The organism is Duganella qianjiadongensis (genome assembly GCF_009857915.1).
Taxonomy (GTDB): Bacteria; Pseudomonadota; Gammaproteobacteria; order Burkholderiales; family Burkholderiaceae_D; genus Rugamonas; species Rugamonas qianjiadongensis.
Window position 1 is genome coordinate 131245 of record NZ_WWCM01000010.1, and the last position, 26587, is coordinate 157831.

General features: G+C 62.4%; 20 protein-coding genes and 1 tRNA gene. 11 read left to right on the forward strand and 10 right to left on the reverse strand.

Translation table 11 applies throughout. From position 1 onward, the window contains the following. Positions 1-14 precede the first annotated feature (14 nt). Entirely contained in the window at positions 15-374 is a 360-nt protein-coding gene (locus GTP27_RS15315) for an EF-hand domain-containing protein (RefSeq protein WP_161040043.1), read from the forward strand. Here GTP27_RS15315 and lnt read toward each other — a convergent pair. From lnt to GTP27_RS15330, 3 genes are read right to left on the reverse strand one after another with little or no spacing between them, the layout of a single operon-like run. After that, positions 371-2650: an apolipoprotein N-acyltransferase gene (lnt, locus tag GTP27_RS15320; RefSeq protein ID WP_229633967.1), complete on the reverse strand. Its 2280-nt coding sequence runs from the start codon at positions 2648-2650 to the stop codon at positions 371-373. The genes GTP27_RS15315 and lnt overlap by 4 nt on opposite strands. Beyond that, complete coding sequence (locus GTP27_RS15325; protein ID WP_161040044.1) at positions 2647-3264, reverse strand: hypothetical protein; 618 nt, start codon at positions 3262-3264, stop codon at positions 2647-2649. The genes lnt and GTP27_RS15325 overlap by 4 nt, the downstream gene beginning before the upstream one ends. Further along, positions 3261-4352: an SGNH/GDSL hydrolase family protein gene (locus tag GTP27_RS15330; RefSeq protein WP_229633969.1), complete on the reverse strand. Its 1092-nt coding sequence runs from the start codon at positions 4350-4352 to the stop codon at positions 3261-3263. Before GTP27_RS15330 ends, GTP27_RS15325 begins: the two co-directional genes overlap by 4 nt. Before the next feature lie 239 nt (positions 4353-4591). Between GTP27_RS15330 and GTP27_RS15335 the strand changes: the two genes are divergently transcribed. From GTP27_RS15335 to GTP27_RS15350, 4 genes are all read left to right on the forward strand, one after another. Further along, complete coding sequence (locus tag GTP27_RS15335; protein ID WP_161040045.1) at positions 4592-5194, forward strand: TetR/AcrR family transcriptional regulator; 603 nt, start codon at positions 4592-4594, stop codon at positions 5192-5194. A gap of 95 nt (positions 5195-5289) precedes the next feature. Continuing rightward, entirely contained in the window at positions 5290-6447 is a 1158-nt protein-coding gene (locus tag GTP27_RS15340) for an iron-containing alcohol dehydrogenase (protein WP_161040046.1), read from the forward strand. Positions 6448-6493: 46 nt separating this feature from the next. Continuing rightward, the gene (locus GTP27_RS15345) at positions 6494-7171 is read left to right on the forward strand and encodes a type 1 glutamine amidotransferase domain-containing protein (RefSeq protein ID WP_161040047.1); all 678 of its coding nucleotides are present in this window, start codon (positions 6494-6496) and stop codon (positions 7169-7171) included. 114 nt (positions 7172-7285) lie between these two features. Continuing rightward, a complete protein-coding gene (locus GTP27_RS15350; RefSeq protein ID WP_161040048.1) occupies positions 7286-8539 on the forward strand; it encodes an MFS transporter in 1254 nt (417 codons plus the stop codon). 266 nt (positions 8540-8805) lie between these two features. Here GTP27_RS15350 and GTP27_RS15355 read toward each other — a convergent pair. Next, positions 8806-8881 (reverse strand) — tRNA-Arg (locus GTP27_RS15355). A 200-nt stretch (positions 8882-9081) separates the two neighbouring features. Between GTP27_RS15355 and GTP27_RS15360 the strand changes: the two genes are divergently transcribed. Next, the gene (locus GTP27_RS15360) at positions 9082-9609 is read left to right on the forward strand and encodes a c-type cytochrome (protein ID WP_161040049.1); all 528 of its coding nucleotides are present in this window, start codon (positions 9082-9084) and stop codon (positions 9607-9609) included. Positions 9610-9690: 81 nt separating this feature from the next. Here the strand turns inward: GTP27_RS15360 and GTP27_RS15365 are convergent, their stop codons facing one another. The 6 genes from GTP27_RS15365 to GTP27_RS15390 all read right to left on the reverse strand — a co-directional run bounded on the left by GTP27_RS15365 (position 9691) and on the right by GTP27_RS15390 (position 19641). Beyond that, positions 9691-10164, reverse strand: coding sequence for a hypothetical protein (locus tag GTP27_RS15365; RefSeq protein WP_229633971.1), 474 nt, complete (start codon positions 10162-10164; stop codon positions 9691-9693). A 196-nt stretch (positions 10165-10360) separates the two neighbouring features. Next, positions 10361-12427 carry a M13 family metallopeptidase gene (locus GTP27_RS15370; RefSeq protein WP_161040051.1) on the reverse strand — a complete coding sequence of 689 codons (2067 nt, stop codon included), beginning with the start codon at positions 12425-12427 and terminating at the stop codon, positions 10361-10363. A 93-nt stretch (positions 12428-12520) separates the two neighbouring features. Beyond that, positions 12521-14521 (reverse strand): M13 family metallopeptidase, encoded by a 2001-nt coding sequence (locus GTP27_RS15375; RefSeq protein ID WP_202416832.1) that lies wholly within the window; start codon positions 14519-14521, stop codon positions 12521-12523. A gap of 139 nt (positions 14522-14660) precedes the next feature. Further along, complete coding sequence (locus tag GTP27_RS15380; RefSeq protein ID WP_161040112.1) at positions 14661-16652, reverse strand: M13 family metallopeptidase; 1992 nt, start codon at positions 16650-16652, stop codon at positions 14661-14663. A 54-nt stretch (positions 16653-16706) separates the two neighbouring features. Next, entirely contained in the window at positions 16707-18926 is a 2220-nt protein-coding gene (locus GTP27_RS15385) for a TonB-dependent receptor plug domain-containing protein (RefSeq protein ID WP_161040053.1), read from the reverse strand. Between the two features lie 124 nt (positions 18927-19050). After that, the gene (locus GTP27_RS15390; RefSeq protein WP_161040054.1) at positions 19051-19641 is read right to left on the reverse strand and encodes a hypothetical protein; all 591 of its coding nucleotides are present in this window, start codon (positions 19639-19641) and stop codon (positions 19051-19053) included. A 372-nt stretch (positions 19642-20013) separates the two neighbouring features. On the opposite strand from GTP27_RS15390, the gene GTP27_RS15395 reads away from it, so the two are divergent. The 5 genes from GTP27_RS15395 to GTP27_RS15415 all read left to right on the forward strand — a co-directional run bounded on the left by GTP27_RS15395 (position 20014) and on the right by GTP27_RS15415 (position 26574). Next, positions 20014-21459 (forward strand): S41 family peptidase, encoded by a 1446-nt coding sequence (locus GTP27_RS15395; protein ID WP_161040055.1) that lies wholly within the window; start codon positions 20014-20016, stop codon positions 21457-21459. 130 nt (positions 21460-21589) lie between these two features. Next, a complete protein-coding gene (locus tag GTP27_RS15400; RefSeq protein WP_161040056.1) occupies positions 21590-22711 on the forward strand; it encodes a beta-ketoacyl-ACP synthase III in 1122 nt (373 codons plus the stop codon). Positions 22712-22785: 74 nt separating this feature from the next. Next, on the forward strand, positions 22786-24189 hold the full coding sequence (gene pdxR, locus GTP27_RS15405; protein ID WP_161040057.1) for a MocR-like pyridoxine biosynthesis transcription factor PdxR: 1404 nt from the start codon (positions 22786-22788) through the stop codon (positions 24187-24189). Positions 24190-24275: 86 nt separating this feature from the next. Beyond that, positions 24276-24731 (forward strand): carboxymuconolactone decarboxylase family protein, encoded by a 456-nt coding sequence (locus GTP27_RS15410; RefSeq protein WP_161040058.1) that lies wholly within the window; start codon positions 24276-24278, stop codon positions 24729-24731. Positions 24732-24855: 124 nt separating this feature from the next. Continuing rightward, entirely contained in the window at positions 24856-26574 is a 1719-nt protein-coding gene (locus GTP27_RS15415; protein WP_161040059.1) for a cation:proton antiporter domain-containing protein, read from the forward strand. The last annotated feature ends 13 nt before the right edge of the window (positions 26575-26587 follow it).

Consider the following 26587-nt stretch of genomic DNA (forward strand, 5'->3'; position numbering starts at 1 on the left):
TCTAGGGGAACCTCATGCAAGCGCTTTTCCACGCCGCCGTAGCTGCCGCACTGGTCTGCGTCACCAGCCTGTCTCTGGCCCAGCCTGTGGCGCCGGCCAGCAATCCTGTCAGCCTGAGCGAAGTGCTGCCGTACAAGGGCAGTCCGGATAAAGCCCTGCTGCACTACCGCGCCATGCAGCGCCTGAAAAAACGCTTCGATGAGGCCGATACCGACGGCAGCGGCAGCCTGAGCCGCGAAGAAGCCAGCAAAGCGGGCCTCAGTTTCGTCAACCGCAATTTCGAGCATATCGACACCCGTCAGCGCGGCGATATCACTTTCGATGACCTGAAAGCCTACGTCATGCAGCGGCGCGAAGAAGCGCGCTCGCGCTAGGCCGCGTACACCCGCAGCAGCAGCGCAGCGGGCAACCCCAGATACAGCAGCAGGGCGCCGCCCCGCTCCAGCCAGTAGCGCGCCGAAGCGGCCTGATCAGGCCGGGCGGCAGCCACCAGCAGGGCCGCCACTTCGATCGCCAGCCGCAGCGTGGCCGCGCACAGCAGCACGCCGCAGGCCCAGGCGCCCCACCACAAAGCCAGCCCCTGCAGGTAGGCCGCCAGTCCCAGACTGTCGTACTCGCCCAGCGCACTGCCAAACACGATATTCTGGTGCAGGATAAAGGCCGGCACGGCCAGCGCCAGCGCCAGCGGCAGCAGCACCAGCTTGCAGCAAGGCCGGTCCCAGATCCGCCGGCGCAGCCGCAGGCGGGCCCGGTAGCAGCGTCCGAGCAGGCCGCCACCATGAGCCGGTACGGCAACGCAAAGCCGGCCCGGATACGCCCGGAGCACGCACCACGCAGCAGCCTGAGGCAACAGATAGCCTGCCGCCAGAAAGCGCAGCTGGGCCAGGGTATTGCTGCGCAAAGGGGGATCGCGCCACAAGGCCAGCCCCAGCGCCAGCACGCTGGCCCCCGCAACGGCGCGTAGCAGCACCACGGCCAGTCTGGCAGCCGGCGGCAAGGGGGGCAGCCCTAGCTGCAGCGGTAGCGCCGGTGCGGCCACCGGTGTGGCCGCCAGCCCGGTCGCGGTGAGCAGGCCGCGCTCTGCCACGCGCAGCCACGTCATCACCACCAGCGCCAGCAGCACGATGCAGGCCGCCGGTCCCACCCAGTTACCCCAGCGCACCAGCGGGGTCACTGCCATCCCGCCCGGCACTACGTCGGCCACCACCAGCGTCGCCGTCCCCATGCTGCTGGCGGCCAGCATGGCCCCCCCCGCATCGAAGGCGGCGCTGTAGCCATTGGTCGTCACGCGCACCTGCGGCAAACCCGTTTCTATGCTGCGAAATGCGGCTACCGTCTGATGCAGGCGTGCACCCTCAGGATAGGCCGTGAACCATGCATCGTTGGACATGCTCACGATGAGCTGCGCCCCCAGCCGCGCGCCCTCCAGCGCCAGCGTCGTATCGACATCGTCAAGACAGATCAGCGGCTGGAATACGATCTCGCGGCCATCGCCTAGCTTGAGGGGAAACACCCGCGCGCCATTGCCCGCCTGCCAGCTGCCAGTCCAGGGCAGCCAGCGTCGTACGAGCGCGCCATCGAGCCAGGCGGGCACGTATTCCGTCAGCGGGAACAAACGCGTCTTGCGGTAGTAGCCTTGTACGCCAGTATCGGGCTGCAGCAGTGCCGCCGCGTTGTATTCACCAGCACTGTCGCGATCATAGGTTCCCAGCAGCAGCGGCACGCCCAGGTCCGCCACCGCCGCCAGAATTTCCTCGTCCAGCGCGGCGCCCGCACTACTCTTGGGATGCCCCAGCGTGGTCGGATAGATGGTTTCCGACCAGACCAGTGCCTGCGCATGGTGCTGCTGCACAGCCGCACGGCTCATGACGAAATGGGTGTCGAGCACCTGACGCACCACGGCGGCCGTACCCTGCTGCCGGCGCAAGCCTTCATAGTCCGTGATATTGGCCTGCACCAGCGCCAGCCGCACCGGCTTTGCTGTCGCGGCAGGCGCCGCCGGCCCGGCCAGCGCGCCGTAAGCGGCCAGCAGCAGCGGCCCCGTAACGGCCAGCAGCAAGGGTGCTACCTGCGCCCGCCAGCGCTGGTGGCGGGCGCGCAGCACGGCGGCCCAGCCCTCATTGGCCAGCAACAGCAGCAAGGTCAGGCCAGCCGCACCACCGACAGCCGCGCCCTGACGCAGCAGCGGCGAGGGATACAGGCCATAACCGGGCGTATCGTCCAGCAGCCTGGGCAACAGCCATTCCGTGGCCACCCACGCGGCGGGCGCCACCAGCGCAGCGGCCGTGGCGCCAGCCCGCCGCATCACCACGTGGCGGGCCAGCGCAAAGACCAGAAACTGGGGCTGGAACAGCGGGGCGGCCAGCATCAGACACGCTAGCCCGCCAGCCTCGCCCATGCCCGTGTACTGTCCCAGCGCATAACCGAGCCAGGCAAATACGGCGACCGTGTAGGCCAGTGCCATCAGGCAGGCATAGCCGAGCACCGTGCTCCAGTGGCGGCACTGCTGCAGGGCCAGCAACCATGGCACCAGCATGCAGAATCCCAGCGGCCAGCCCGCGCCGCCACGTGCATAGCAGCCTGCCAGAACAGCGCTGGCCAGCAGCGCTAGGCTAGCCAAGGTCACCGTGCGCAGCGACGGCATGCTCATTTATCTCCGGCCGATGGCGGCGGTATGCTGATCTGCCGTAGCGGCAGGCCCGCTGGCGCCAGTTCCGGCGGCACTACCCCGTCCTCCGGCATGGCTATGGGCCGTTGCTGTTCGTCATAGAGTTGCCAGCCAGGCACAAACATCAGCAGCGCTTCGATACGCTGCCCATCGTCAGTTGCCTGATAGTGGCGCATATAACCGGGGGGCAGCTCGAAATCTTCCGGCACGGCCAGCCCTCTGAGGGGCGGGCGCGTGCCCGGCGGCTGGAACGCGCCCAGCCCCGAGTACACGCCGCGTTCATGCAGCCCGGCGATGACCTCGGCCATGGTAGGTGTCTGGCCACGCATGACGTAACTCTTCAGATCGCGCGTGGGGTCGGCGTCACCCTCAAGCGGCGCTGGCCGCATCTGCGCCGCTGGCCTTGCTGGCGCCGATGCCGCCAGCCGTAAGGATGGCTGCACGGCAGACCGGACTGGCGAATGGACAGCGGGCAGCGCAACGCTGGCTGCTGCTCCGGCGCCGGGCTGGCGGTCCCACAGTACCAGCAGCACGCTGCCCGCCACCAGCGCGCCTGCCAGTAACAGATAGACCAGACGCGCCCGGCCAGCCATCATGGCGTTCCCGGATGAAAGGCCGAGCCGGCCCAGCCCATGCGTTCGTGACCATACTGGTTCCACACGGGATTCTTGCCGTAGACCACGGTGTAGTAGCGCGGTGCACCGGCGCCACTGGTACTGCCAAACAGGCCGGCATTGACGGTATCACCCGTGTAGGTGGGATGGGTATCATCGGACTGGATATAGTCGTAGCTGCTGCTGGGCGTGGCGAAGTGGCGATTGGCATCGCGCAAGGTGGAACGCAAGGTGCGGGTGATCCGAGTGACGTAGCTGGCTTCGCTTTCACCGGGCACATAACGCAGTGCTTCGGCATCGATCCGGCCATCGCCGTTGCTGTCGTAGTCCGCCCCCATATACTGGGCGAAATTGTCGACGCAGACAAAACCTTTGCGGCGCGCCAGATCACACATGGCAAAATTGATCCGTGCCAGCGAAGGCAGGAATTTGTCCTGCATGTTGACGGGCCTGCCCGTTGCCGGATCTTTACAGGAACTCATCACGTTATCGGCTGCATAGCCCGGATAGTGCAGATTCGCGACCAGCTTGAGCTTGACGCCGCTGTAGGCATAGGCGTTGATGTAATCCATGGCAGCGCCCACATAGGTACGGCAAGCGTTTTCGGCCACCATCAGGCCGCTATCGTCGCAACTGCCGCTCTGCCGCTTGAAACTGGCGCGCGCCTGCAAGCCGTCATTACCGCACATCTCGAAGGCCACCACCCGCGTGTTACTGGCTTGCATATAAGCGCGCTCGGCCACGATCTTGTTCTTGAACACATCCTCCGCCAGCGCGCCCGACTTGGTACGGCGCACACTTTCGATTCTGGCATTCCATAAGGCCGACAGATATTCGGCCTCCACCGTAGGAGCCGAATATTTGGCCGCGCTGAGGGTGGAGCCATGGTAGCCGGCAAAGATGGAATCACCATAGGCCACCAGCCGGTACAGCGTGGCCGTACCGGGCCGGTCTATGGTCCAGGAAACATTCTGATTGAGTGTGCTCGCCAGCACAGGCTCGCCGGCGGCGAACAAGGCAAGGACAGCGCCGAAACAGGACGAGGTACTACGCAAGCGCAAGCTGGGCATAACGTGTCTCCTATCTGCTGGGGTAATCGAGGCCGTCCTGCCCGACGCCTGAGGCAGCGGGCCAGAGTGCCTCCCTGAGGGTAAAGTGGCGCACTCATCATAAGTCCGGCAACCCAGCCAGATGAAGAGGCCAAGGTTTGATGCGCATCAACATATCGTTTGATTTTTCAGGCCAGGCACACCGGACTGTGAGAAAAAATATTCTAGACGACTGGTCTAATTGTGTTATAGTAGCGTCCATGAAAGCCGAATACACCGACGTCCGCCAGCACATACTCGATCAGGGCAAAGCCATCATCACGCGCAAAGGTTTTGCCGGGGTGGGCCTGAACGAGATCCTAACGGCGGCGGATGTGCCGAAAGGCTCGTTCTATCACTACTTCAAGTCCAAAGAATTGTTCGGCGAGGCCATGCTGGCCGATTACGTGCAGCAGTACCGCATCGAAATGGATAGCCTGCTGGATCAGACCGGCAAAACCGCTGCGCAGGCGCTGATGGACTACTGGGCCAGCTGGATGGTCGAAACCAGCGACCAGTGCGACGGCTGCCGCTGTCTGGTGGTCAAACTGAGCAGCGAAGTGGCCGATATGTCCGAACCCATGCGCACTGCCCTGCGCGATGGCACCAGCCGCATCATCGAACGGCTGGCCCGCACCATACAACAGGGCGTGGCCGACGGTTCACTGGCCAGCGTCGCCGACCCGGCCCGTATGGCGCAGACGCTATACCAGCTGTGGCTGGGCGCCGCCCTGCTCACCAAGCTGCGGCGCGAGCCCAGCGCCCTGCAGTCGGCTTGGCTCAGCACACTGGAATTACTGCAGTTAGCACCCGCAACCGCCTGAATAGGGCAACAGAAAAACCTGACGCGAGTCTGCACAGTGCTCGCGTTTTTTTGAAACACAAACTAGACGACTGGTCTAATATAAAGGAAGCAGGCATGAAGAACTTCGAATTCCATAATCCCACCCGCATCGTATTCGGCACCGGCACCGTCAGCCGCATCAACCAGCTGGTACCTGAGACTGCCCGCGTGCTGATACTGTACGGCGGCGCCAGCGCGGAAAAAACCGGCACGCTGGCCGAGGTGCGCAAGGCACTGGGCCAGCGCAGCGTGCACGAATTTGGCGGCATCGAACCGAATCCCAGCTACGAAACCCTGATGCGCGCCGTCCGGCTGGTGCAGGCCGAAAAGCTGGACTTCCTGCTGGCCGTGGGCGGCGGCTCCGTCATCGACGGCAGCAAGTTCGTCGCCGCTGCCGCGCTATATCAGGGCGAACCATGGGAAATCGCCGAACAGGGTGGCAGTAATATTCGTCAGGCCCTGCCGATAGGCACGGTACTGACTCTGCCGGCCACCGGCTCGGAAATGAATAACGGCGCCGTGGTTACGCGTAAAGCCACTCAGGCCAAGCTGCCGTTCCGCCATCCGCTGCTGTTCCCGCAGTTCTCCGTGCTGGACCCTAGCAAGACCTTCACCCTGCCGGCCAAACAGGTGGCCAATGGTCTGGTCGATGCCTACGTTCACACCATCGAGCAGTACCTGACCTATCCGGTGCAGGCCAGCGTGCAGGACCGCTATGCCGAAGGCTTGCTGCAAACCCTGATCGAGATCGCGCCGCAAGCCATCGCCGCACCGGACGATTACGCCACCCGCGCCAATCTGATGTGGACCGCCACCCAGGCGCTGAACGGTCTGATCGGCGCCGGTGTGCCGCAGGACTGGGCCACCCACATGATAGGCCACGAGCTGACGGCGCTGTACGACATCGACCACGCCCGCACCCTGGCCCTGGTACTGCCCGCCCTGCTGGACGTACAGCGCGACGCCAAACGCGCCAAGCTGCTGCAATACGCGGCACGTGTGTGGAACATCCGCACGGGCAGCGAAGACGAGCGCATCACGGCCGCTATCGCACAGACCCGCAGCTTCTTCGAAGAACTGGGCATCCCTACCCGTCTCTCGGCCTACGGGCTAGGTGAGGACGCAGTAGAAGCCGTGCTGCAGCAGCTGCAGGCGCACGGCATGACGGCACTGGGCGAACACCGCGATATCGACCTCGCGCGCAGCCGCCGCATTCTGCAAGCAGCCCTGTAAGCAGCAGGCCGTTCTCACCCTACACACTCAACGCAAAGGAAACGACATGAACATTCTGATGGTACTGACTTCGCACGACCAGCTGGGCAACACCGGCAAGAAAACCGGCTTCTGGCTGGAAGAATTTGCCGCCCCCTATTACGTACTGAAAGCGGCTGGCGCCAGCATCACGCTGGCCTCGCCGCTGGGCGGCCAGCCGCCGCTGGACCCGAAAAGCGACGCACCGGAAGCGCAGACGGAAGCCACCCGTCGCTTCAAGGCCGACCCGCAGGCGCAAGCACTGCTGGCCAATACGGCCAGACTGGCCGATATGCAGTCGGGTGATTTCGATGCCGTGTTCTATCCGGGCGGCCACGGCCCGCTGTGGGATCTGGCCGAAGATCGTGCTTCGATCCGCCTGATCGAAACCATGCTGGCGGCAGGCAAGCCGGTCGGCGCGGTCTGCCACGCACCGGGCGTGCTGCGTCACGTGCAAGCCGCCGACGGCACGCCGCTGGTGCGCGGCAAGCAGGTAACGGGCTTCACCAACACGGAAGAAGAAGCGGTGGGCCTGAGCAATGTGGTGCCCTTCCTCGTCGAAGACATGCTCAAGCAGCATGGTGCCCAGTATTCCAGCATCGCCGACTGGCAATCGTATGTGGTCACCGACAGCCTGCTGGTGACGGGCCAGAATCCCGCCTCGTCGGAAGCTGCAGCAGCAGCGCTGCTCAAGCTGCTGGCCTGAACAGAGCCGGCTTCAGCAGCCATGCCGAATTAGGGTCATAATTCGTTTTCACGGCCAGCGCCATGCTGGCCGGCAGCGGCCCTGCGCCCTGCTTTTTACAACGATACTGACCCTATGTCCCAGAACAGCACTCCGGCAGCCAAGCATCAGGCCTTTGAAGCTCTGAAAATCCCCAGCTTTCCCATCTTTGTCGCCACCTTCGTCCTGACCATGATGGCTGATAACGTCGAACACGTTATCAGCTACTGGGTAGCATTCGAAAAGTTCAAATCGCCCACGCTCGGTGGCTTTGCCGTGATCTCGCACTGGCTGCCCTATCTGCTGTTCTCGGTCGGCGTGGGTGCCCTGAACGACCGCTTCGACTCGCGCCGCCTGATACAGATAGGCGGCGCCCTGTTTGCGCTGGTCTCGCTGGGCTGGGGCTACTTCTTCATTACCGATACCCTGACCATTCCCGCAGCCATGATCCTGCTGGTGCTGCATGGACTGGCAGGCGTGTTCTGGATGACGTCCAGTCAGGTGCTGCTGTACGACATCGTCGGCGTCGACAAGCTGGCCAGCGCCGTGCGGCTCAATTCCACGGCGCGCTATTTCGGCGTGCTGGTCGGGCCGGGCGTCGGCAGCCTGATCATGTCCACGCTGGGGCCGTCCAGCGGCATACTGCTCAATGCCGCGCTCTACCTGCCGCTGCTGATCTGGCTGATGAAGGCGCCCGCGCCGCACCGGGGCAAGCGTCTGGAGCAATCGGCGGCGCGCCGCGTCAACGGGCTGGCCGATATCTGGCAGACCATCGTCGCGGTGAAAAAGATACCCACGCTGGGCGTCATGATATTGCTATCGGGCGCGGCCTCCTTCTTTGTCGGCAATAGCTATCAGGCGCAGATGCCGGGCTTTGCCAGCGCGCTGGGCGGCATCTCGCCGGGCGTGGCCTATTCCATGCTGCTGGCCGCCGATGCGGCCGGGGCGCTATTCGCCGGCATTACGCTGGAAGCGGGTTGGCGCTTCACCCGCGTCACACCGACGGCCGCGATGGGCTTTGCCATGGCGTGGGCCGTCGCGCTGGGCAGCTTTGCCATGACGCACAACTATGTGGTGGCGCTGGTCTGTCTGTTTGCGGCGGGCTTCTGCGAACTGTCATTCAGCAGCATGAACCAGACCATCGTGCAGATGAAAGCGCCGGACGCGATACGCGGCAAGGTCCTCGGTCTATTCGGCATGTCCTCCTCCGGCCTGCGCCTGTTCAGCGGCATTTTTGTCGGCCTGATCGGCAGCAAGGTCGGCATCCACTGGTCGATGCTGGGCGCCACCGTGGTATTCGTCGGCGTGACGCTGGGGCTGCTCTACCTGAATCGGGCAAGCAAGTCCTGAGCAAACTCGCCTCTCAAACCGGCCGCCACAGCGATAAAATTTTTGACACAAGTCAAAATATTGGCGGCCGAAATTGACGCTGCGGCCGGAATCTGGCTGGATGGCAAAATAATTCATTAATGATCTATCGTATGCTGCAGGGCAGCACCCCGTTTAGCGGCCTAGGTAAAGTCCTGCGGCGGTAAAACGGCTTATCTGCCACCACGCGACAAGCTGATACGATCAGCACGATATTCTGCTAAGTCTTTGAAATAACGGAGATTATATGGTGCGGCTGGCGGGGATCGAACCCACGACCCTTGGCTTCGGAGGCCAATACTCTATCCACTGAGCTACAGCCGCGCTGGAGGGGATTTCTGAAGTGAGCCGTAGGATACCGTTTTATTCGTTCTGCGTCCATGGAAAGTGTCGTTTTGCGTGCGTACTCGTTTCCTTGAGGGCATTTTTGAGTCTATAATCGCCGATCAAGTAGAGCCTTTGCTCGGCTGTAGGTTGATCTTTTCACCCCCATCCGACTCTCAAATCAGTCTGTTAAGGAAATCATGAGCGACGCACATAACGAACACGAATCCGCCATCAAAACGCCTAAGCAGCTGATCGCTGCTGTTATCGGCTTCTTCGCCGTAGTCATCATCGGTATCGTCCTGCTGGTCCAGTATGTCACCACCGACAAGCTGACCGGCCGTGGTTCGAGCAGCCAGGAACCGGATGCAGTCGCTGCCCGTCTGGCACCGGTAGCCGACAATGGTTTCACGCTGAAAGATGCCAGCGGTCCTAAAGTGCTGCAAACGGGCGAAGCCATCTACAACTCCACTTGCGCAGCCTGCCACGGCAGCGGTGCTGCCGGTTCGCCTAAATTCGGCGACGCTGGCGCATGGGGCGCACGTATTGCTCAAGGTTTCGAAACGCTGGTCAAGCACGCTAACGAAGGTCTGCGCGCCATGCCAGCCAAAGGCGGCAATCCTGAGCTGGCCGATGTGGAAATCGCCCGCGCTGTCGCCTACATGGGCAACGCTGCCGGCGCCAAGTTCAAGGAACCGGAAGCTCCGGCAGCTGCCGAAGCCAAATAAGTACTCAACATGCGCAATACGCGCACATGAAAAAACCGGCCAGATGGCCGGTTTTTTTTGTCCCGTGCCCAGGCGGAGCGCTCAGCTGCAAAGACCCGGCATTTTGCGCTCGGCAAAATAGCGATAGGTAAAGGTACGCATCGGGTACTTGCTCAGGGCGATCTCGAACGCGGGCGGCTGCACATCGAAACGCTCGGGCAGCTTTTCCTTCACGCGCAGACGCACCCGCCAGATGGTTTCGTCGCCGGTCGCGCCGGCCACCAGCATATCGGGCACCTTGGGGATCACATCAACAATCTCGGCGCGCGAGTTGGTGGCGCGCTGATAGAAGCTCACCAGCTCGGCCTTGGCCAGCACCGGACCATGGGGTGCCGTCACCAGATATTCGCGGCTCAGGAACAGGGCGCGCTGGCCGCGCGGCACCAGATACACAAAGGTGAATTCGGTGCTGCCATCGGTCTGCACCTGCGGCGGTGACGTCGAAACGCTGATGCCGCGCGGCAGGTTGTAGCGCGAGCCTTCCTGCCAGTCGCGGCATTCCGCAGTTTTCGCCATATACAGGTCCACCGGCGTAAAACTATCGCCACAACCCGTCAACAACAGGGGCAGCACAACAGACATAACGGGCATAACATGGCGCAGACGCATGGTTCGGCAACTTCCTTGAATGTGAAGCCGCTAGTGTACCCCACAACAAAAAAGGGCCGCATTGCTGCGGCCCTTAGGTCTGGCTAATCAGGCGTATGCCTGCTTACCACATGATGACGCGGTCTTTCGGTGCCAGATACATCTGGTCGCCCGGTTTCACGCCGAAGGCCTCGTAGAAGCCCGGCTGGTTGCGCATGGTACCGTTGGCACGGAATTTACCGGGCGAGTGCGGATCGGTCTTGATCTGCACGATCTGCTGGGCTTCACGCATCTTGCTGCGCCATACCTGGGCAAAGCCCATGTAGAAGCGCTGGTCACCCGTCAGGCCATCGATTACCGGCGCTTTCTTGCCTTTCAGCGACAGCTTGTAGGCTTTGTAGGCTATCGCTACGCCGCTATTGTCGGCAATATTTTCACCCAGGGTCAGCTCGCCGTTGACGTTGTAGCCGGGCAGCGGGCTGAACTGGCTGTACTGCTCCACCAGCATCTTGGTCTTGGCAGCGAAGTTCTTGTGATCGGCTTCCGTCCACCAGTCACGCAGATTGCCGTCGCCGTCGTACTGCGCGCCCTGATCGTCGAAGCCGTGGCTGATTTCGTGGCCGATCACGCCGCCGATGGCGCCGTAGTTGACGGCATCATCGGCATCCGCATTGAAGAACGGTGCCTGCAGTATCGAAGCAGGAAACACGATTTCGTTCATTTCCGGATTGTAGTAGGCGTTCACGGTCTGCGGCGTCATGCCCCACTCGTCGCGGTCGATCGGTTTGCCCAGCTTGTTCAGTTCCTTGTTGTATTCGAACTGGTGCGAACGCATCACGTTACCGACCAGATCATCCTTGGCAATCACCAGCTTGGAGTAATCGCGCCAGTGGTTAGGGTAGCCGATCTTGGTGGTGAACTTGGCCAGCTTGGCTTGCGCCTGCTTCTTGGTGGTCGGACTCATCCAGTCCAGCTTGTCGATGCTGGTTTTGTAGGCCGCCAGCAGGTTTTTCACCAGCGCTTCCATGCGGGCTTTACGCTCGGCCGGGAAGTATTTCTCGACATACAGCTTGCCGACGGATTCGCCCAGCGCGCCTTCCGTGGTCGATACGCCGCGCTTCCAGCGTGGACGCATTTCGGTGACGCCGCTCAGCACCGTGCCGTAGAAGGCAAAGTTCTCATCAACAAAAGCTTTGCTCAGGTAAGGCGCGTTGGCGCGCAGCAGATGCCACTGGAAGTAAGCTTTCAGGGTATCGACCGGCGTGGACGCTACCAGCGCAGTCATGGATTTCAGGTAGCTAGGCTGGCCCACGATCACATAGTTCACTTTACCGGCAATACCGGCTGCCTTCAGGTAGGCATTCCAGTCATAGCCCGGTGCCACTTCGCCCAGCTTGGCGATATCGACCTTGTTATAGGCTTTGACCGGATCGCGCAGCTCGACCTTGGTCCATTGCAGCTTGGCCAGTTCGGTTTCGAACGCCACGATCTGCTTGGCGGTAGCGGCGCTGTTAGCGTCGCCTGCCAGCGCCAGCATCTTGGCAATGTGCTGTTCGTACTTGGCCAGTGCGTCCGCCAGCTTGGCGTCGTCCGCTTTCAGGTAGTAGTCGCGGTCGGGCAGACCGAGGCCATCCTGAGCCAGATCGACCACGTATTTGGTGGAATCCTTGTTGTCCTGATGGATGCCGAAGCCGAACGGCGCCGACACGCCGATTTCACCCATGTGGGCGATCAGCGCGGGCAGCTGGCTCTTGTCCGAGAACGCAGCAATCTTGTCCATCTCGCCTTTCAGCGGGCTCAGACCCAGCTGCTCCAGACGGGCTTCATCCATGAAGCTGGCGTACAGATCGCCGATGCGCTGGGCATCGGCACCGGCCGACGGGTTGGCGGCAGCGTTTTCGATGATGGCGCGCAGTTGCGGCTGAATGTCATCGCGCAGTTTGGCGAAGCTGCCCCAGCTCGATTTATCGGCGGGAATTTCAGTGGTGGCCAGCCATTTGCCGTTCAGGTGGGCAAACATATCGTCCTGCACGCGCACGGCAGGGTCGATGTACTCGACGGCGATACCAGAAGTCAGGGTTTTTGGAGCAACTTTGGCGCTGGCCGGTGCAACACTTTTGGCGTTGTCGGCTGCACCTGCGAGACCCGCGATCAGGCTCAGGGTCAGGGCACTTACGAGATGACGTTTCACGTTTTATCCTTGTTGATAGGGGAACAAACAGGCCGATACACGATGATAGGCCGGACCAACTTTATAGCACACGGCCCACCAGCGGATAAAGGCTTACCACATATTGACGCGTTCTTTCGGCGCCAGATACATCTTATCGCCCGGTTTTACCCCAAAAGCGTTGTAAAAACCGGCTTGATTACGCAGCGTGCCATTGGCGCGGAAACGGTCCGGCGCATGCGGATCGGCTTTCAGATACACGATCTGCTGGGCTTCCCGGGTCTTGCTGCGCCATACCTGGGCAAAGCCCATGTAGAAGCGCTGGTCGCCCGTCAGGCCATCGATCACTGGAGCAGGCTGGCCTTGCAGTGACAATTGGTAAGCCTTGTAGGCAATGGCTGCACCGGAATTGTCGGCAATGTTTTCGCCCAGCGTCAGTTCGCCATTGACGCGGTAGCCGGGCAGCGGGCTGAAGGCACTGTACTGTTTCACCAGCATCTTGCTGCGGGCAGCAAAGTTCTTGTGGTCGGCCGCCGTCCACCAGTCGCGCAGATTGCCGTCGCCATCGTACTGGGCGCCCTGATCGTCGAAGCCATGGCTGATTTCATGGCCGATCACGGCGCCGATGGCGCCATAGTTGACCGCATCATCTGCCTCCGCATTGAAGAACGGCGGCTGCAGGATCACGGCCGGGAACACGATTTCGTTCAGCTCGGGGTTGTAATAGGCATTCACCGTCTGCGGCGTCATGCCCCACTCGGCACGGTCGATAGGCTTGCCCAGCTTGCTGACTTCCTTGGCGTATTCGAAGGCATGCGAGCGCTGCACATTGCCCACCAGATCATCGGCCTTGACCGTCAGCGCCGAGTAGTCGCGCCATTTGTCGGGATAGCCTATCTTCACCATGAACTTGGCCAGCTTGTCCTGCGCCTGCTGCTTGGTGGCGGGCCCCATCCAGTCCAGCGTATTGATGCTCTGCCTGAACGCCGCCAGCAGGTTCTGCACCAGCGCTTCCATGCGCGCCTTGCGCTCGGCCGGGAAGTACTGTTCCACATACAGCTTGCCCAGACTTTCGCCCAGTGCGCCATCGGTAGCATTCACGGCACGCTTCCAGCGCGGCTGCTGTTCCTTCACATCGCTCAGCACCGTGCCATAGAAAGCAAAGTTCTCGCGCGCAAACGGCTGCGCCAGATAGGCCGCATGGGCGTGGATCACCTGCCAGCGGAAATACGCCTGCCACGTGGCCAGCGGGGTGCTCTGCAGCAGCCCGTTCACGCCCTTGATGAAGCTGGGCTGGCTCACGATCACGTAATCGACTTTGCCGCCTATGCCCGTATCGGCCAGCCACGTGGTCCAGTCGAAAGCGGGCGCCAGCTTGTTCAGCTGGGCCAGCGGCACCTTGTTGTAGGCTTTGACCGGATCGCGCAACGCGACCTTATCCCACTGCAATTTTGCCAGCGCCGTCTCCAGCGCAACGATGGTGCGCGCTTCGGCATCAGGCTGGGTGCTGCCCGCCAGCGCCAGCATGCGGCTCACGTGCTGCTGGTATTTGGCCAGCGTGTCGGCCATCTTGCGGTCAGATTTTTTCAGATAGTAATCGCGGTCCGGCAGGCTCAGGCCGTCCTGCGCGATATCGGCCACGTAGCGGGTGGAATCCTTGTTATCCTGATGGATCAGGAAACCGAACGGCGCAGTCACGCCCAGCCGGTGGTAGTGGGCAAACAGGGCAGGCAGCTGGGCCTTGTCGCGCAGGGTGGCCACCCGGTCCAGTTCGGGCTGCAGCGGTGCCAGCCCCAGTTGTTCGAGACGGGCTTCATCCATATAGCTGGCGTAGAAATCGCCGATGCGCTGGGCGTCGCTACCGGCCTGCTTGCTGCTGTCACTGGCGGCCGCTTCGATCAGGGCGCGCAGCTGCGGCTTGGTGTCGTCATCGAGCTTTTCGAACGAGCCCCAGCTAGCCTTATCGGCAGGAATCTCTGTCTGCTCCAGCCAGCGGCCATTCACATGATGAAAGAAATCATCCTGCGCCCGCACACCGGTATCGGCGGCGGCACGGTCGACGCCGGACAGTTTAGGCTGGGCCTGTACACCGGCCGCGGCCAGCAAGCCCAGCATCAAGGCACTCAACAGATAGGTTTTCAAAGCGGACTCCCGTGACGGACGGTAAAAAAAATTGATAATAACAAAGATAGAACAATAACAAAAAGGCCACGGTATGTGCACATACCATGGCCTTTTTATTAAGTGGAAACGATTACCAGATATTCACCCGCTGTTCCGGCGCAACATACATCTGGTCGCCCGGCTGCACGCCAAACGCCTCGTAGAAGCCCGCCTGATTGACCAGCGTGCCATTGGCGCGGAACTGGCCCGGCGAATGCGGATCGGTCTTGATCAGCACGATCTGCTGCTTGTCGCGCACCTTGGCGCGCCAGACCTGGGCAAAGCCCATGTAGAAGCGCTGGTCGCCCGTCAGACCGTCGATCACCGGTGCCGGTTTGCCGCCCAGCGACAGCTTATAGGCCTTGTAGGCGATGGCCAGACCGGAGTTATCGGCAATGTTCTCGCCCAGCGTCAGCGCGCCGTTGACGTTATAGCCTTTGACGGGGCTGTAGGCGTCGTACTGCTTGACCAGCGCATCGGTCTTGAGCTTGAAGTTGGCGCGGTCCTGCTTGCTCCACCAGTCGCGCAGATTGCCGTCGCCATCGGACTGGCTGCCCTTGTCGTCGAAGCCGTGGCTGATTTCGTGGCCGATCACGGCACCGATGGCGCCGTAGTTGACCGCATCATCGGCACGCGCATCGAAGAACGGCGGCTGCAGAATCGCGGCCGGGAACACGATCTCGTTTTTCGACGGGTTGTAATAGGCGTTCACCGTCTGCGGCGTCATGCCCCACTCTTCGCGATCGACCGGCTTGCCCAGCTTTTCCACCATGCGCTGGTAGGAGAAGCTGGAGGCGCGCATGGCGTTGCCGATCAGGTCATTCTGCTTGATCGCCAGCGCGCTGTAATCGCGCCATTTGTTCGGATAGCCGATTTTCGGCGTGAACTTGGCCAGCTTGGCCTGCGCTTCCGTCTTGGTTTCCGGGCTCATCCAGTCCAGCGCATCGATGCTGGTCTTGTAGGAGGCCAGCAGATTCTGCACCAGCACTTCCATGCGGGCCTTGCGCTCGGGCGGGAAGTGCTGCGCCACATACAGCTTGCCCAGCACTTCGCCCAGACTGTTTTCCACCAGACCGACGGCCGATTTCCAGCGCGGCGGCTTCACGGCCACGCCGGTCAGCACGGTGCTGAAGAAGGCGAAATGGGCATCGGCGAAATCATGCGACAGATATGGCGATGCGCGGCGCAGCAAACTCCATTCGAAATACGCCTTCCACGTGGCCAGATCGGTTTTCTCCAGCACGCCATTGAGCGCCGTCAGGTAGCCGGGCTGGTTGACGATCACGTAATCGGTCTTGCCGGCCACGCCCGAAGCTGCCAGCGCACCCTGCCAGTCGTAGCCGGGCGACAGCGCCGCCAGTTCCTGCAGGCCCATCTTGTTGTAGCGCTTGACGGGGTCGCGGTTCTCGACCTTGGTCCACTGCACTTCGGCCAGCGCCGTTTCCAGCGCCACGATGGCCTTGGCACTGGCTTCCGGCTCGGCATGGCCGGCCAGTTTGAGGATGTGGGCAATGTGAGCCTGATACTTGGCCAGCACGCTGGCCATTTCGGCGTCGTCTTTTTTCAGATAGTAGTCGCGGTCGGGCAGACCCAGACCGCTCTGCGCGATGCCCACCGCGTACACGGTGGAAGCACGCGCATCCTGACTCACGTAGATGCCGTAAGGTGCGCTGGCGCCGATTTCGTTCAGGTGGGCGATCAGGCGGGGGAAGGCTTTCTTGTCCTTGATGCCGCGGATGTGATTGAGTTCGCCCGCCAGCGGTTTGACGCCCAGCGCATCGAGCTGCTTCTCGTCCATGAAGCTGGCATACAGGTCGCCAATCTTCTGCGCATCGCTACCGGCCTTGCGCTTCTTGTCGGCTTCGGCAGCTTCGATGATGCTGCGCAGCTGCGGCAGCACATCGTCGCGCAGCTTGGCGAAGGTGCCCCAGCTGGATTTGTCTGCGGGGATCTCGGTGGTCTTCAGCCACGTGCCGTTGAGGTACTGGAAGAAGTCGTCCTGTGCGCGCACGCTGCGGTCGATGAACTGGGTATCAATGCCGGAAATCGGCGTCGTATCGTGGGCGCTGGCAAAAGCAGCCATCAGGCTCAGCGCCAGCGTGCTCAGTACAAAACGTGTTTTCAATGGAGGTCTCCGTTAGAACTTCAGTTCATATTTAACGCTCCAGACCACATAGGTCTGGTTGCTGGTGTAGGCCGCTTGTGACAGCCCGTTGGTATTGACGATGTTACTACCGAGTGCGCTTTCCGCCATCAGATTGTTGGCCGAAATACGCAGCTGCTGCAAACTGTCGATCTTCCACAGCCCGTACACATCGAAGGAACGCTTGCGGCTGCTGCCGATTTCCTGCGTCAGGCTGCTCTGCACCAGCGTCGGTGCCGTCCAGTTCATATTCGCGCCCAGCGTCAGCGGCAGCGCCTTGAGACGGTAGTCCATGCCCAGATTGGCGGTCTGTTTAGGCTGCGCATCGAGATGGTTGTTCGGGCCCGGAATATCGTCCACGCTGGACCAGAAGCGGCTGTAGTTGGAGCGGAAATCGATGGCCGGGCCCTGCGCCAGCAGTTCCTGCAGCTGGAACTTGGCTTCCAGCTCGATGCCCTTGGTGCGCGCATGGCCGATGTTCTGCGGCGTCGACACCCAGCGCGGTCCCGTGGCCGTGTTCACCAGCGTGACTTCGCGCCGGATCAGATCATCGATATTGCGGATGAAGCCCGTCGCGCTAATGATGCCGCTGCGACCGACATAATGTTCGTAGGCCAGATCCAGCCCCGTCGCCAGTTCCGGTTTCAGATAAGGATTGCCGGTGCGGTCAGGACGGGTGGCGCTGTTCAGGCGCGAAATCGACGGCAGCGCAATCAGATCCGAAACATTGGCCGCCTTGTAGCTCTTGGTCAGGCTGGCGCGCAGCTGGTCTTTCTCGCTGCCGGGAATGCGGTACACGGCATGCAGCAGCGGGCTCAATACGCTGCTGGTGTTGTCGATAGCGCCGCCAGCACGGCTGCTGGTGGTGCGTATGCCTTCCCAGCGCAGGCCGCCGTAGCCCGACCATTGCGGCGAGATATCCCATTCATCCTGGGCATACAGGGCCAGACGGCGGCTGTCGGCGGTCAGGTTATCGCCCGACTCGGCAAACTGCGGCACGCCGTTCTGGTCTACCGACACCTTGGTTTCCACCCGGTGGCCCAGTTCCACATCCCAGCCTGCGGCCAGACCGTGGCTGCGGCCCAGCGGTGCCGTGTACTTGCCGCCGCTGTTGAAGCTATGCTCGCGCACCGAAGCAGTATCGGTAAAGCTGTCCTGCAGCTTGCCCGCAGCATCGTACTGGGCGCGCTGGGTGTCGTTGTCGCTGCGGCCATTGCCGAAGCCGAATTTCACGTCCAGCTTGGCCGCGCCATCGAGCTTGTGGATCCAGTTGCCGAAGCCGCGCATGAAAGTACCCGAGTAATGGGTTTTGCTCAGCGCCGTGACATATTCGGGCGGCTGCTGCAGGTCTGGCGGCACCAGCCCGGTATTCTGGCCCAGATCGCTGCGGGCATCGCCGTGGCTGCGGAAGCTCATGATGAAAGGCTGGAAGTTCAGCGTATCGCCGCCGCCGAATTTGTACGACAGGCGGGGCGTGAAATGCACGCCATAGGCAGTGCGGCGGCTCTGCTCGAGCACATTCTGGTCCTTGAGCACCACGCCATCGGCGCGGGTGTCGCGGTTGTAGGTCAGGCTGTTATCGTGCGGCAGATTCTCGAACAGCGAGCCCGACAGCAAATAGGTGAGCTGGCCGATTTTACCGGGGGCAGTCAGCGAAATATTCGGCGCGTGGCGGCCCTGCTCGATGGTATCGGTCAGCTTGAGCTGCTTGTCGCGCTGCTGGTAGCCGTCGCGCAGCACAATGTTGATGGTGCCGGCGATCGCCTGCGCGCTATGCTCGGCCACGGGGCCGCGCATGATTTCGACGCGCTCGACCTGATCGGGCGACAGCGATTCCATGGAAAAACCGGCCGGCGGACGTTCGCCATTGAGCAGCACCTGCGTATAACCGTTGCCCATACCGCGCATGCGCACATCGCCGCCACGGCCGGGACGGCCGCCCAGCGTCACGCCGGGCAGGCGTTTCAGTACGTCACCCAGATTGCTGTCGCCATTGCGGTCCAGCTCTTCGCGGCTGAAAATCTGCTTGCCGGCGACGGAATTGCGGCGCTCGTCGATGTCGCTGGCCCGCCCGCCCGTCACATTGACCTGCTGTACCGGCTTGCCGTCAGGGCCCAGCGGCGGCTTGCTGGCGGAGCCGCCCAGTTCGTTTTGCGCGATCGCATTGGACGCGCCCAGCAGTGCCATACAGGCGTAAGGAATCAGTTTGCTCATAGGGCCGCTATTTTACTGGCAGCCCTAGGGACAAACTCGCGCAAGCGCAGAATGTTACTTTACGATACACAGCCGCCGAATCTAGCCACTTCGGACCTGATGAGCGCCATGTTCTGGCAGATTTTTAGCCGCCACCACCGGGCATAGGCAGGTTCAGGCTGCTACCACCGGGGCCATTGATACTGGCACCGCCACCGCCGCGCCGGCCGCCGCCATGGCGTCCTTCGCCGCCCTCTTCGCGGCGCGCGCCGCCAGCAGCCGGTCCGGCCCGTTCGGGCACACGCTGCAACTGTTCGGCCACCAGCTGCACCACGGTCTGGCGCTGGCTTTCACTGAGGGCATCATTCACCGTCAGCCACCATTCGCGCAGCAGCTTTTCCTCGCTGGCGGCAGCGGCCGCCTCCGTTTCCACCGCCTTCGCCAGCTCACGCAACTCCACATTGCTGCCTTTCAGGCCTTCCTGCAGGGCAGCCTGCATCTGTTCGCGGCGGGTCTGGCGCTCGCGCAGCAGATTACGCGTTTTGGTCTCGGTCTGCTGCCACAGGATCTGCTGGTTGCTGTTCAGGTTCAGCGCCTTCTTCAGCTCCGCCGCCATGGGCAGATAATCCTCGGCCCGCATTTCCATGGCCGGCAAAGCCCAGGCCGGCGCCAGTGCGGCACCTAGGGCCAGCGCCGCCACGCTGCGGCGCCAGCCCGTCATCAATCTTGCTTGCATACAAACTCCATCGGTAAGGGGGCAAAAAAAAGCCTGCGCTTGGGGCGCAGGCGAAAAACCACTTCAGGGTAGAGAGAAATACGAGTTCAGTGTAGGCCGCGTTTTCCCCCGCAGGAAGAGCTTCTTACAATTGCTTACCGACCTTTACGCCATCTATACATGCCGCAGGAAGTTGCAAATTATTCAGTCGGGCCAGCCCCTGCTGGGGCGCCGCGCTTGTCAAGCAGCGCCGTGGTAAATCTGCGTAAAGGTATAAATCATTTCGTGACGGCTAGAACGCTTTCCGGAAATCAGGTTTATACTGAATCGAGCACGTTGCCGCGAAAACTCAAGGGCGGCCACGGCGATCTGCAACATTAGATAGGTGGCAATATGGGCAAGAAACTCAAGAATACCGGCCTGATCGGCCTCGGTGTGGTGGCCGGCATTGCCGTGTCGCTGCAATTTTCTGCCATGGCGCAGAAGCCGGTGGAACAGCCGCTGCCGCTGGAGGAATTGCGCCAGCTGGCCGATGTGTATGGCCTGATCAAATCCGATTATGTGGAAAAAGTCGACGACAAGAAGCTGCTGACGGAGGCCATCTCCGGCATGGTGGCTTCGCTCGATCCCCATTCCGCCTACCTCGATAAACGCGCCTACGCCGAGCTGCGCGAAGGCTCGCAAGGCAAGTTCGTCGGCCTCGGCATCGAGATCGGCGAGAGCGAAGACGGCTATATCAAAATCGTCGCCCCGATCGAAGACTCGCCGGCATGGCGGGCCGGCATCAAGCCCGGCGACCTGATCAGCCGGCTCGACAACACCCCCGTCAAAGGCATGAGTCTGGAGGACTCGGTCAAGAAAATGCGCGGCGAGCCCCATAGCAAAGTCAGCCTGACCGTGCTGCGCAAGGGCGAGCCGGAGCCGCTGCTGTTCCAGCTCACCCGCGAAGAAATCCAGCAGAAGAGCGTCAAGGGCAAAATCGTCGAACCCGGCTATGCATGGCTGCGCATCGCCCAGTTCCAGGACCCGACGGTGGACGATCTGGCTGCCAAGATCAGCGAACTGTACCAGCAGGATCCCAAGCTGAAAGGGCTGGTGCTCGATCTGCGCAACGACCCGGGCGGCGTGCTGCAGGGCGCCATCGGCGTGGCAGCCGCCTTCCTGCCGAAAGATGCGGCCATCGTTTCCACCAATGGCCAGCTGTCCGATTCCAAGCAGATTTTCTATGGCCGGCCCGAATACTATGCCGTGCATAACGAAAGCGATGCACTGGCCAGGCTGCCGGCGGCGATCAAGCAGATTCCGCTGGCCGTGCTGGTCAACAGCGGTTCTGCCTCGGCCTCGGAAATCGTCGCCGGTGCCCTGCAGGATTACAAACGGGCCCAGATCATCGGCAGCCAGACCTTCGGCAAGGGCTCGGTGCAGACCATACGCCAGCTCACGGCCGACACCGCCGTCAAGCTGACCACGGCGCGCTACTACACGCCGAATGGCCGCTCGATCCAGGCCAAGGGCATAGTCCCCGATCTGGCAGTGGATGAATACGCCGATGGCGACGGCCTGAACGCACTGCGCCCGCGCGAAGCCGATCTGGACAAGCATCTGGTCAATGAGCGCGATCAAGAAGGCGTGCACGCCCGCCACGAAGAGCCGGAAGAACAGCTGCGGCTGGTAGCGCAGGAGAAAAAACGCAAGCCGCTCGAATACGGCAGCAGCGACGACTTCCAGCTGCAGCAGGCACTCAACCACCTCAAGGGCTTGCCCGTGCAAATAGCCAAAGCGGAAACCAAACTGGTGCAGGCAGCCCTGCCAGCCAGCGGCAATGCCGGCGGCAAATAGAGCCCTGATTACAACGGCATAGACAGCGGCGCCTGCGGGGCGCCGCTTTTAATTTCGCCTAACTTGCAGCCATTGTGTAGAATTTGCGTCATTAATGGCGCAAGCCATTGCCTAATTTGAAAGTTTAACTATGAAACAAGCCGTTATCAGCGGTACCGGTCTTTACACCCCAGCCCAGTCCATCACGAACGAAGAGCTGGTGCAATGTTTTAATGCCTACGCCGAGCAGTTCAATGCCGAGCATGCCGCTGCCATTGCCGACGGCAGCGTGACGGCGCTGGAAATGTCCAGCGTGGCCTTCATCGAAAAAGCTTCCGGCATCAAGGCCCGCTACGTGATGGAAAAAAGCGGCATCCTCGATCCGCAGCGCATGGTCTCGCGCATCGCCGAACGAGGCGACGACGAGCTGTCGCTGCAGGCAGAAATCTGCGTGGCCGCGGCCCGTCAGGCGCTAGACCGCGCCGGCCGTACTCCGGCCGATATCGACATGGTGCTGGTGGCCTGCTCGAATATGCAGCGCGCCTATCCGGCCATGGCAGTCGAAGTACAGGGCGCCCTCGGCATCGAAGGCTATGGCTTCGACATGAACGTGGCCTGCTCCTCGGCCACCTTCGGCATCCAGCAGGCCGTGGCGGCCGTACAGAGCGGCCAGGCCCGCGCCGTGCTGGTCCTGAATCCGGAAATCACCAGCGGCCACCTGAACTGGCGCGACCGCGACAGCCACTTCATCTTCGGCGATGCCTGCACCGCCATCGTGATCGAAGCGGCCGACACGGCGACCAGCGCGCAGCGCTGGGAAATCGTCGAGAGCAAGCTGAAAACCAGCTTCTCCAACAACATCCGCAACAACTTCGGCTTCCTCAACCGCTTCGACGAAACGGGCGTGGGCCAGCCGGACAAACTGTTCCGCCAGCAGGGCCGCAAAGTGTTCAAGGATGTCTGCCCGATGGCGGCCGAAATGATCAAGGACACCATCGCCAGCGCCGGTCTGGAAGTGCCGCAGGTCAGCCGCTACTGGCTGCATCAGGCCAACCTGAACATGAACCTGCTGATCAGCCGCATGGTGCTGGGCCGCGACGCCGAGCCGGGCGAAGCGCCGGTGATTCTGGACACCTACGCCAACACCTCGTCGGCCGGTTCCGTGATCGCTTTCCACAAGCACTCGGACGATATGCAGCCGGGCCAGCTGGGCGTGATCTGCTCGTTCGGCGCCGGTTATTCGATCGGCTGCGTGGTGGTCAAACGCCTCTGATTCCGCACCGTCAGAACTGGCAGGCGGCAGATGGCACGATCTGCAGTGCCCTGAAATAACATGGGGAGCAGGCCATGAAATTTCTCCATCTCGATGCCAGCGCCGCCGAGCCACTCTACCGGCAGATCTACACGCGCCTGCGCAATGCCATCACCGATGGCCTGCTGCAGGCGGGCGACCGGATTCCCGCTGCGCGGGCACTGGCGCTGGAACTGGGACTGGCACGGGGCACGGTGGAATCGGCTTATGCGCTACTCGCCGCGGAAGGCTATGTCGAAGCCAGAGGCCAGGCCGGCACCATCGTCACTAGCGCGCTCGCCCGCCGCGCTCCGCTGGCAGCGCCTCAGCACCCGCTGCCCGCACCCGACAATCTGGGCCACGCCGCCAGTTCCACCCGCCCTTTCCAGATGGGCATACCGGCGCTGGACGCGTTCCCGCGCAAGGTCTGGGCACGGCTGGCCGCGCGCGCCGTGCGCGCCACCGGTCCGGAGGAGATGATCTATCCGCCCTGGGCCGGCCTGCCCGAACTGCGCATTGCCATTGCGGCCTATTTGCAGCTGTCGCGCGGCATAGCCTGCACGCCCTCGCAGGTATTCGTCACCAGCGGCTACCGCAACAGCATGGAGCTGGTGACGCGCGCCCTGCTCCAGCCGGACGATCAGGTATGGGTGGAAGATCCCGGCTATCCCCCTACGGCCGGACTGCTGCGTGCCGCCCGCCTGCAGCCCGTTCCGGTAGCGGTCGATGGCGAAGGCCTGATGGTGGCGCACGGCATCGCCAGCGCGCCGCAGGCGCGCGCCGCCATCGTCACGCCGGCGCATCAGAGCCCGCTTTGCGTCTCGCTCTCGCTGCCGCGCCGTCTGGCCCTGCTGGACTGGGCCGCGCAAGCCGATGCCTGGGTGGTGGAAGACGATTACGATGGCGAATACCGCTATCAGGGCCGGCCCCTGCCAGCGCTGCAGAGTCTGGACCGCAATGGCCGCGTGCTGTACTCGGGCACTTTCAGCAAGGTACTGTTCCCGGCCATACGGCTGGCCTATCTGGTGGTGCCGCCGGCGCAGGTGGCGCGCTTCGAACAGGTCTGCTCTACCTTTGCGGCCAGCGGCCCCACGCTGATGCAGAAAATCGTCGCCGACTTCATGAACGAGGGCCATTTCGCCCGCCACATCCAACGCATGCGCCGCCTGTACGGCGAACGCCGCCAGCTCACCGCCAGCGCGCTCTCCGCCGTGCTCGGCAAGCACATGCTGGTCGATCCCCAGCCGGGCGGCATGCATCTGGTGCTGCGCATGAAAGGGCGGCATAGCGACCGCGCGCTGGCCGCACGCATGCGCGAGCATGGCATGGCGGCACACGCACTGTCCGAACGCGGCATGCTGCCCCACCCTGCCTCGGCGCTGCTGCTGGCGTTCACCAACATCGATACGCCGGCCCGCGCGCGCGCACTGGGCCAGCGCATACTCAGACTGATGGCCTAGAGCGAATCACACTTCTTGGCTCTACTGCACTAGGCCATAAAACCGCACAATGATTCCATCGTAACCACCCCGGAAAAGGAATCATCATGAGCAAACGGCTGGATATCTTCAAACTGGCAGCGCCCCCCTATCAGCACCTGATCGCCATCAAGGACTACGTCTCGGCAGCCCTGCCGGCCGAGCTGCTGGAGCTGGTCTATCTGCGCGTCTCGCAGATCAATCACTGCGCCTTCTGCATCGATATGCACACGCGCGACCTGCTGAAACTGGAGGTGAGCATGGAAAAAATCTCCCTGCTGCCGGTCTGGGACGAAGCTGCGCCCCTGTTCAGCGCCGAGGAACGCGCCGCGCTGGCATGGGCCGAAAGCGTCACCCGCGTCGAGCACACCCGGGTACCTGATGCCGAGTATGCGCATGCACTGAGCGTGCTGGGCGAGCAGACGCTGGCCGATCTCACCGTTGCCGTAACATTGATGAATGCCTTCAACCGCTTCAGCGTCAGCATGCGCCGTCCGCCAGCTGCACTAGCCGCACTGGCCTGAACCGGCCCGCTCGCGCCCTCCCCGCGCTCCGTAGCGGCGGCGCAGCCAGGCCGGACACGGCTCCGTTCAGCTTATGCTACGCTGAGGCTTTCATCCAGCCTGTAGCCTAGGGAGTCGCGCACGCATGCATCACAATCTCAGCCTGATCACCACCATCGCCGCCGCACTAGGAACCGGGCTGCTGTTCGGCTATATCGCCACCCGTTTAAAACTGCCGGCACTGGTGGGCTATCTGGCGGCCGGCATCATCATCGGCCCGGCCACACCGGGCTTCGTGGCCGATACGGCGCTGGCCGGCCAGCTGGCCGAAATCGGCGTGATGCTGATGATGTTCGGCGTGGGCCTGCACTTCTCGCTGGACGATCTCTGGGCGGTGCGCAAGATCGCCCTGCCCGGCGCCATCCTGCAGATCGTGTTCGCCACGGCGCTGGGCATGGGACTGGCCCTGTACTGGGGCTGGAGCGTAGGCGGCGGGCTGGTATTCGGGCTGGCCCTGTCGGTGGCCAGCACGGTGGTGCTGCTACGGGCGCTGGAAGAACGCAGCATCCTCGATAGCCTGAACGGCCGCATTGCCGTCGGCTGGCTGGTGGTAGAAGATCTGGTGACGGTACTGGTGCTGGTGCTGCTGCCGGCGCTGGCCGGTCCGCTCGGTGGTGCGCTGCCCGATGCCGCCCAGCATGGCGACCATGCCAGCCTGTGGACCACGCTGGCCATCACGCTAGGCCAGGTGGCCGCCTTCATCGCCCTGATGCTGATAGTGGGGCGCAAATTGTTCCCGTGGATACTCTGGCAGGTGGCGCGCACCGGCTCGCGCGAACTGTTCACCCTGTGCGTGATTGCGGCCGCCGTCGGCATCGCCTACGGTTCCACCCACTATTTCGGCGTGTCGTTCGCGCTGGGCGCCTTCTTCGCCGGCATGGTGCTGCGCGAATCGGCACTGGCCCACCGCGCGGCGGAAGAATCGCTGCCGCTGCGCGACGCCTTTGCCGTGCTGTTCTTCGTCTCGGTGGGCATGCTGTTCGAGCCGGCCATCATCATCGAACAGCCTTTGAAACTGCTGGCCGTAGTGTTCATCATCGTGTTCGGCAAATCCATCGTGGCCTTCCTGCTGGTGCTGCTGCTGCGCTACCCGGCCAAGAGTGCGCTGTTGATTTCCGCCAGTCTGGCGCAGATCGGCGAATTCTCCTTCATCCTCGCAGCACTGGGGCTGTCGCTGGGGCTGATGCCGGCCGAAGGCCAGAGCCTGATACTGGCAGGCGCCATCATCTCGATAGCCCTCAACCCGCTGGTGTTCCATACTCTGACGCCACTGGAACGCCTGCTGGGCCTGAACAGCAAGCTGGCCGCGCGCTTCGAGCGCACCACCGATCCGCTGGCCATGCTGCCCATGTCGGTACCGCAGGAACAGCTGTCCGGCCACGTGGTGCTGGTCGGCTATGGCCGCGTGGGGCGGCGCATTGCCGATGCGCTGGAAGCGCAGGGCATTGCACTGGTGGTGGCAGAACACAACCGCGAACTGGTCGACACGCTGCGTCAGCGCGGCATCCATGCGGTGGCCGGCAATGGCGGCGAAACTTCCGTGCTGATACAGGCGCACATTGCGCGTGCCGCCATGCTGGTGATCGCCACGCCGGACACTTTCGAAGTGCGCGCCATGATAGAAACGGCACGCACCCTGAATCCGCACATCCAGACCGTGGTGCGCACCCACAGCGACAGCGAAGCAGAGCTGCTGCGCAGCGAACGGGCAGGGGAAATCTTCATGGGCGAGCAGGAACTGGCCAAAGGCATGAGCGCCCATGTGCTGGCGCAGTTCGCCCAGAAACAGCAACGGCCGCACTGAACCAGCTGCGGCC